We start from the raw sequence: 8,640 nt of genomic DNA, 5'->3' as shown, positions 1-8,640 counted from the left end.
CTTTCCTTCTACTAATCCCGGCGATCGGGACTGAAACTTGCCATCCCAGGCAACATAGCAAGCATGGAGGTGCTTTCCTTCTACTAATCCCGGCGATCGGGACTGAAACTTGCGGACAGACTCGATTAAGTCAATAACAGCTTGGCTTTCCTTCTACTAATCCCGGCGATCGGGACTGAAACCTTGCCCTAATTTTCCTGGTGGAAAAGCCGCTGGCTCTTTCCTTCTACTAATCCCGGCGATCGGGACTGAAACATAGCAAGTTGCTAGAGAAAGCGCAACAAAACAAGCTTTCCTTCTACTAATCCCGGCGATCGGGACTGAAACGAGGTTAAATTGTTGTCGATTCAAGAAGACTTGACTTTCCTTCTACTAATCCCGGCGATCGGGACTGAAACAATAGACACGAATTCCGGTTCCAGACCCAGCCCGTTCTTTCCTTCTACTAATCCCGGCGATCGGGACTGAAACTTCTTCCATCAGTCCAAGTTCTTCAACAATGTCTACTTTCCTTCTACTAATCCCGGCGATCGGGACTGAAACTGCTGAAGAAGCTGGAGAGAATCGGGCATCGCTATCTTTCCTTCTACTAATCCCGGCGATCGGGACTGAAACATTCCAGATGTGGTGGAAGAAACCTACGCCCCCGACTTTCCTTCTACTAATCCCGGCGATCGGGACTGAAACAATCAGCTTCCGGCGTTGCCATTTGGATTCAACTTTCCTTCTACTAATCCCGGCGATCGGGACTGAAACGTGAGGGGGCCAGATCCCTGCCAGATCCCCCAATCTTTCCTTCTACTAATCCCGGCGATCGGGACTGAAACATTAGATCTTTGGCATAAGGCAACCGAAACTGATCCTTTCCTTCTACTAATCCCGGCGATCGGGACTGAAACGATTATCGTGCTTCCTTCGATGCTAACTTTGCTCTCTTTCCTTCTACTAATCCCGGCGATCGGGACTGAAACTCCATAATGATTCTGCCTCGTTTCTACTTGGTTTACTTTCCTTCTACTAATCCCGGCGATCGGGACTGAAACTGTATGTCACGCCATCGGACAGGTAGGGAAAGCCTGGCTTTCCTTCTACTAATCCCGGCGATCGGGACTGAAACCAACTGGCTAAGCTGGTCATAAGGCTTTGGGAATGAAACTTTCCTTCTACTAATCCCGGCGATCGGGACTGAAACTCGGGTTTCCCTCCTGGGTAATGACGCCTACGGGCTTTCCTTCTACTAATCCCGGCGATCGGGACTGAAACCAAAGCTGGCACGGAAGCCCTTAAGGATATCCTCCTTTCCTTCTACTAATCCCGGCGATCGGGACTGAAACGATGCAGAGATTCCACCACCAAAGGAGAATCCGATAACTTTCCTTCTACTAATCCCGGCGATCGGGACTGAAACAAAGATTGGGACTTTTAACTGCAAAATACCAGGCTAGCTTTCCTTCTACTAATCCCGGCGATCGGGACTGAAACATTTGTTGGGCCATCCTGCCCTGTCCATTGAGGTTAAGCGGCTTTCCTTCTACTAATCCCGGCGATCGGGACTGAAACAAAGATTGGGACTTTTAACTGCAAAATACCAGGCTAGCTTTCCTTCTACTAATCCCGGCGATCGGGACTGAAACATTTGTTGGGCCATCCTGCCCTGTCCATTGAGGTTAAGCGGCTTTCCTTCTACTAATCCCGGCGATCGGGACTGAAACAAAGATTGGGACTTTTAACTGCAAAATACCAGGCTAGCTTTCCTTCTACTAATCCCGGCGATCGGGACTGAAACATTTGTTGGGCCATCCTGCCCTGTCCATTGAGGTTAAGCGGCTTTCCTTCTACTAATCCCGGCGATCGGGACTGAAACAAGTAAGGTTCAAACGCCGCTACGCAGTCTGGTCCCTTTCCTTCTACTAATCCCGGCGATCGGGACTGAAACCAAAGTTGGAACGAAAGCTAACGACAAAAACTACTTTCCTTCTACTAATCCCGGCGATCGGGACTGAAACTTTAGCCATCGTCGGATTCTAATCGATCCAAAAGTCGGCTTTCCTTCTACTAATCCCGGCGATCGGGACTGAAACAATCCTACCAAGCGGCTTTTGGTGGGCCTGGCTCCGACTTTCCTTCTACTAATCCCGGCGATCGGGACTGAAACTTCGGTTGATTGATGAAGATCTGATCGTCGAGTGGTCTTTCCTTCTACTAATCCCGGCGATCGGGACTGAAACTCCCTTTTCGGGGATAGGTGGTGTCCCTTTTCGGCTTTCCTTCTACTAATCCCGGCGATCGGGACTGAAACACTACCAGGGGGAAATTGATGGTATTCCCGGCAAACTTTCCTTCTACTAATCCCGGCGATCGGGACTGAAACACTACCAGGGGGAAATTGATGGTATTCCCGGCAAACTTTCCTTCTACTAATCCCGGCGATCGGGACTGAAACGGGCAATGTTAAGCATGGCTAGAAGGAATAGTTAACCTTTCCTTCTACTAATCCCGGCGATCGGGACTGAAACTTCCATTAATGATTCTTCAAAAATCACTCGATTCTTTCCTTCTACTAATCCCGGCGATCGGGACTGAAACACTGTTACTAGCCACCGCCCAACTCCTTTAATACTTCTTTCCTTCTACTAATCCCGGCGATCGGGACTGAAACTCTTCTGTTACGTAGATTTTTCCTGTTTCGCCAACAGCTTTCCTTCTACTAATCCCGGCGATCGGGACTGAAACCATCGCTCCCAGCATATTGTCCTGAACGGTCGGCAATCTTTCCTTCTACTAATCCCGGCGATCGGGACTGAAACGATTTTTCCAGTGATGGTGCATACCTAGCCGTAGCTTTCCTTCTACTAATCCCGGCGATCGGGACTGAAACTAGTCCCTCCCACACTGCCAATATTTCTTCATCTTTCCTTCTACTAATCCCGGCGATCGGGACTGAAACTCCGTCTGTATGACTTATACTCGCAAGGATTCTTTCCTTCTACTAATCCCGGCGATCGGGACTGAAACACGCCGCCAGCCCACCAGCGCCAGTTAACATCATCTCCAAGTCTAAACTGAACCCCACCAGTAGCGCTAAAAACAGCTATTTGAGAATCAGCCATGATTGTTTTCCCCGGTTGCAGTTTTTAGTTTAGAGCTTTCTCCCCTGTCCACTTTTTCGGGGCCACCTTACAGCCCTGGTAATAGGATTTGCTTCTCACTGCCATCACTATTGATGGGACACTCCACTCACGTAGTTACAGAAACCTCCCTTGTTAGGAGACCACTGCCATATATTTTGCTTTTTATCAAACGAAATTACTGCTTATATTTTTTGACTCTAAAACAGCAGTCACTGGCACAATTAGATTAGGTTTATTGTTATATTCCTATGCCTAAACTTAAAAAGCTTACTCCCAAGGCCGAAGCCCAATCTGAGTCCACCAGTCTAGACCGTCTAAGGGAACTGGCCCAAGACCCCAAACTGGCCAAGCTAGTAGCGGCTAATTATATGGCCCCACCGGATTTGTTGGAGGAGCTGAGCCACACCAGCGACAAGCCCCTGCTTAAAGCTCTGGTCAGTAATCCCAATACGCCGACGGAGGTGTTACTAAAACTGGGTTCCCTGTTCCCGGAGCAGTTGTTGGACAATCCGGTGTTCGATATTTTATTGATCGAAAATCCCAATCTGTTGTCGGAGTTTCCCAAGTCTTCCCTCAATAGTTTGCTGAAGCGGGAAGTGGCTCCGGTTAGTTTTCTGCGCTGGGCGGCTACCAATGGTGATGAAAATACGTTGCAGTCGTTGTTGATTAACCCGAATGTGCCGGCGGAGGTGGTCCAGGGGTTGACCGAGCATGGGGATTGGGATGTGGTTATAGCGGCCAAGCTCCATGTTAATAGTGGAGTAGAGGTCGAACCAAGCTGGGAAGAGCAGGGGTTAAAGCGGCGAGTACCGGAGAAAGAAAATGAACGGGTAACGGATTTTTTTAGGTATTTCTGGCCGGAGTTAAAGGATTTAGTTTGTTTGAATTACTGGATACGCAGGCGCATAGCATCGCATCCGAATTGTCCGGTGGATGTACTGGCTCAACTCGCACTAGATGATGATTTAGATGTACGCATTTGTGTAGCGAAGAATCCAAATTGTCCGGTGGAGCTAAGGCTGAAGCTACTGACCCAACTTGCACTAGATGATGGTTGCTGGGTACGCATTTGTGTAGCGGAGAATCCAAATTGTCCGGTGGATGTACTGACCCAATTTGCACTAGATAATAATTCATATGTGCGCAGGGACGTGGCATCGAATCTGAATTGCCCGGTAGAGGTACTGACCCAACTTGCACTAGATGATGATTACAGGGTACGCAGGGACGTGGCATCGAATCCAAATTGCCCGGTGGATGTACTGACCCAACTTGCACTAGATAATAATTCAGATGTACGCATAGGCATAACATTGAATCTGAATTGCCCGGTGGATGTACTGACCCAACTTGCACTAGATAATAATTCAGATGTACGCATAGGCATAACATTGAATCCGAATTGTCCAGTGGAGCTAAGGTTGAAGCTACTGACCCAACTTGCACTAGATAATAATTCAGATGTACGCATAGACGTAACATTGAATCCGAATTGTCCAGTGGAGGTACTGACCCAACTTGCATTAGATGATTCATATGTGCGCAGGGGCATAGCATTGAATCTGAATTGCCCGGTGGAGGTACTGACCCAACTTGCATTAGATAATAATTCAGATGTACGCAGGGGCGTGGCATCGAATCCGAATTGCCCGGTGGAGGTACTGACCCAACTTGCATTAGATAATAATTCAGATGTACGCAGGGGCGTGGCATCGAATCCGAATTGCCCGGTGGAGGTACTGACCCAACTTGCATTAGATAATAATTCAGATGTACGCAGGGGCGTGGCATCGAATCTGAATTGCCCACCCGCAGATTTAATCGTGGATTCCTTCTTGGAACAGTTCACCAAGAGTTCTATTCCCACCTACCCTCGTCTCATTGCCTTCCGTTCTCCCCATTGTCCCACCGGTGCCCTTGCCAAAAACTACCGCAGTCGGGATTGGCTAGAACGGTGTGCCATAGCAGAACACCCCAAAACCCCCGATGCCACTCTGCAAAAACTATTGCTGGATGGGAATCGTCTCGTACGACAAAAAGCCCAGGCTAATCTGGAGCAACGACAAAACATCATCCCAGAGGATTAAAATTATGGCAGAACTATTCAAATTCATGTTCTGGCTTATCTTCGGACTAATCTTTGCCCTCATCTGGATTATAGCCAAAATCCTCGGTGGTGCTTAGCTATATCATCCACTTAATCATTTAGCTTAAATTTAGGCAAGAGAAATTATGACAATTTATGCCCTAGAACATCCACTAAGAAATGTTTTTTCCCCTAAAGACTATCAATTCAAGATTCCAGAATATCAGCGCCCCTATGCATGGACGAATGATCAAGCAGAAGAATTTTGGAATGATTTGATTAATGCATTAGATCAAAAGGAAGAAGAGGAACCAGAATACTTTTTAGGTAGCATGGTTCTAGTGAAATCAGAAAACAAACCAGAGGCAGAAGTTGTTGATGGACAACAAAGACTCACAACCTTAACAATCCTGTTTGCCGTTATCCGTCACCATCTTTCTCCTTCAAGTACAGCATACTCAAAAATTGAAAATTTATTTTTTGAAGAAGACTTCGATGGTCAAAAAAGACCAGGGCTTACCACTAGAAAACAAGATAATCAGTTCTTTGCTGACAATATATATACTCCTGGTGGAATAGAAAACTTAATCAAACAGGATTCAGGATTTGATTCTGACAGCCAAATCAAGATGAGAGATAATGCAATTTTCTTTGACAAACAATTAAAAAATAAACTTAAAGAAATTAGTGATCAGGATAAAGATCAGTGGCTTACTAAATTACTAGGAAATATATTAAAATGCTGTCATTTGGTGGTTGTAAGCACCAATGATTTTGAAAAGGCATACCGTATATTTTCAACCATCAATAGTCGTGGATTAAACTTAACTCATAATGATATTCTTAAGGCAGAAATTATTTCCAAAATGGATGATGGGAAAAAACGCAAAGAATATACAGAAATTTGGGATAGTATGGAGGGAGATTTAGGGCGAAGTCAATTTGAGTCTCTTTTTGCATATATTTTTAGGATTGAGTATCAGGAAAGACCTAGCAAGAGCATCTTGACTGAATATAGAAAAAGAGTTTTGCCAAAATATGAAGAAAAATATCCAAAAGACCATGTCTTTAAGTTCGTTGATGAGCTATTACTTCCTTCCTCAAAAGTTTTAGAAATTATTAATAATCAAAACTTTGAATGTGAAGATCTGGAAATACAAGATTCAATTAACAATTATCTTGGTTGGCTTAACCTAATTGATAATGATGATTGGAAAGCTCCCTTAATATCCTTCATGATCAGATACAGAAATGAATCAACTAAACTTTTAAAATTTCTGGTGGAACTAGAAAGGTATGCGGCTGCAATAATGTTTTTGAGATTTGATATTAATGCCCGAGCCCGTGCTTACAGACCAGTTATTCTTGCGACACTAGAAAGTGCGGGGGAAGCAATTGACACCCTTGAGAAAGCTCTCGATATAGAAAAGCAAGATGAACTAATTAAAAAAGTTCTTGAGGGAGATATTTACAAGGATAAAACTCGAAGAAAGTACATTTTACTCCGCTTAGATTCTGCTTTAGCTGAAAGTGGCCAGAGTGAAAGCTTAAAAAGTAAAACCCTTACAATAGAACACGTTCTTCCCCAAAGCCTAACCCTGGAATGGAAAAGCTTAGGATGGAATGAAGAAAATCATGCAATTTGGGTCAATCGTTTAGGCAATCTGGCTTTGCTCTCTCAAAAGAAAAACTCATCCGGCAGTAATTTAAGCTTTGAAATCAAGAAAAAAGAGTATTTTCAAAAGAAAGGAAGCGTAACATTCCCCATTACAACCAGAATTTTAAGCTATTCGACTTGGACACCAGCAATAGTTGAACAAAATCAAAACTTTTACATCAAGACCCTGAAAAAAGTTTGGAGGTTAAGTTTGATGTAGTCAAATTTTGTAAAAAGTAAATGAATATAACCTTTAAGTTTAACTTTATGAGCTACAAACACTATTTTTCTCCTAAACATAAACCAGAAATTACTCAGGCTATTACTATTACTGAGCCTGCTATTATTTTTCGTCTTAATAAAACTTACTCTACCAATCTTAGCCAACAAGAAATTTATGATATAACCCGGAGTGACTGGATTCTTGGCCATAGGAGAGAAAAAGCAGAGTACGGCTTTGCTGCCTTCAAAGGGGTTGTCCTACAAGTTTATCGCATTGACCGCTGGGATTTTTCCGGTAAAGTGACCGATGTAGGTCGTCAGCGCTGGTTCTTTGAAGGAAAAGTAGCTACAGAAATGCAAGATTACATCAATGGTAATATATCTCATTATTTTAAAAAAGGTGATAGGTCTCCCACCAAATATTTAAATTGTTAACATTTTTTTGTTAGTGCTTAAAATGAATTCCCCAACTTTTTTTGAGAAAGGTACCACATTTTATTCAAAATCAGACTTCAATAAAGCATTGAGTCAGTGGTATAACAAAACCGACGAGGTGACTATTGGCGATACATCTTATAGTCAAGCTTCATGGATTTTTATCAAATTAGGGATGTACGATTTTCAGCTTAATGCAGACACGAAAAGAATAGGCGTTTTTGATTACTTGCAGATATTGAAGCAATACGAGCAAGATTTACCTTGGCATATTGTTGAGAATACAAGAAACAGTAAAATCAACAAAGCTGTTTTTGGTGAAGATTTTAAGAAAATCTCTGGTTTTTATTTGTATATCAAAAAAGCGCTAGAAACAACAATTACTATTTGAGCTTTGTTAACTATAACTTCATCAAAAACAATGTTACGTTAACCTTCATTCTCAATGATCGCCCGTAGAGCTTGAAGACGTGGTTTGCCTGGTGGCCCAGCATAACCCTGTTGCCAACTAACAATAATTGGTACCGTCATTAGGGCAGAACGGAATATGACCACTGTCCAACCCGGTGTTGATACTCCAGGCAACGGCTGAAAACCGTCTCCATAGCGTCGAACTTCTGTCAAACCAAGACCCTGAAAAACTTTGTCCCACGGCTTCCCAAACGCAAAGATGTGTCGAGTTTGAACTTCCGCAAGGGGCTGGAAAACATAGAGGTCAATTATAGAAGGTGGACAATTAAGTGCTGATGTTAGGGCAGAGGAATGCCACGGATAAAGTTCAAAATTGAGAATTTGGCTGAACTCAAAATTGTTGCCACAGCAACGTTGACCAAAACTCATTAGACTGCGCCAATAGGGACTTTCTTTCACATGGAGCTTGAGCCAAGCTTGATCGCCAGGGGGACTACGATCAAAGCATTTGCTGAAAGATGTCTGCCGTATACGATTGGCCCAGACACCATCCCGGGACTGAAGCTCAGGATAGCCAACACCAGGATTTAGCCCGAGTACCACCAATGAGGGTTCGCCATTTATGCCACGAAGATCCCCGGTAAAAGGGTCGGGGAAGCAGGTTAGGTCTAGTGCCCCTTTACCCTTGCCTTTATAGG

5 protein-coding genes and 1 CRISPR repeat array are annotated in these 8,640 nt (G+C 44.0%); of the genes, 4 read left to right on the top strand and 1 reads right to left on the bottom strand.

All coding sequences use genetic code 11. The annotated features are described in order from the left end of the window. Position 1 precedes the first annotated feature (1 nt). A CRISPR array of direct repeats spans positions 2-3,015; the repeat unit is 36 nt; unit sequence TTTCCTTCTACTAATCCCGGCGATCGGGACTGAAAC. Between the two features lie 364 nt (positions 3,016-3,379). The 4 genes from H6G46_RS00575 to H6G46_RS00560 all read left to right on the top strand — a co-directional run bounded on the left by H6G46_RS00575 (position 3,380) and on the right by H6G46_RS00560 (position 7,922). After that, entirely contained in the window at positions 3,380-5,218 is a 1,839-nt protein-coding gene (locus tag H6G46_RS00575) for a hypothetical protein (protein WP_190595410.1), read from the top strand. Positions 5,219-5,363: 145 nt separating this feature from the next. After that, a complete protein-coding gene (locus H6G46_RS00570; RefSeq protein ID WP_011153693.1) occupies positions 5,364-7,094 on the top strand; it encodes a DUF262 domain-containing protein in 1,731 nt (576 codons plus the stop codon). A 47-nt stretch (positions 7,095-7,141) separates the two neighbouring features. Then, a complete protein-coding gene (locus H6G46_RS00565) occupies positions 7,142-7,531 on the top strand; it encodes a hypothetical protein (protein WP_223211241.1) in 390 nt (129 codons plus the stop codon). Between the two features lie 22 nt (positions 7,532-7,553). Then, positions 7,554-7,922, top strand: a complete 369-nt coding sequence (locus H6G46_RS00560) for a hypothetical protein (protein ID WP_199303580.1) — start codon at positions 7,554-7,556, stop codon at positions 7,920-7,922. A 38-nt stretch (positions 7,923-7,960) separates the two neighbouring features. Here the strand turns inward: H6G46_RS00560 and H6G46_RS00555 are convergent, their stop codons facing one another. Continuing rightward, the gene (locus H6G46_RS00555) at positions 7,961-8,545 is read right to left on the bottom strand and encodes a hypothetical protein (protein ID WP_011153696.1); all 585 of its coding nucleotides are present in this window, start codon (positions 8,543-8,545) and stop codon (positions 7,961-7,963) included. Between the last annotated feature and the right edge of the window lie 95 nt (positions 8,546-8,640).

Source organism: Synechocystis sp. FACHB-908, from assembly GCF_014698595.1.
In the GTDB taxonomy this organism is placed as follows: Bacteria; Cyanobacteriota; Cyanobacteriia; order Cyanobacteriales; family Microcystaceae; genus Synechocystis.
This window is presented reverse-complemented; position numbering and strand designations above follow the sequence as displayed.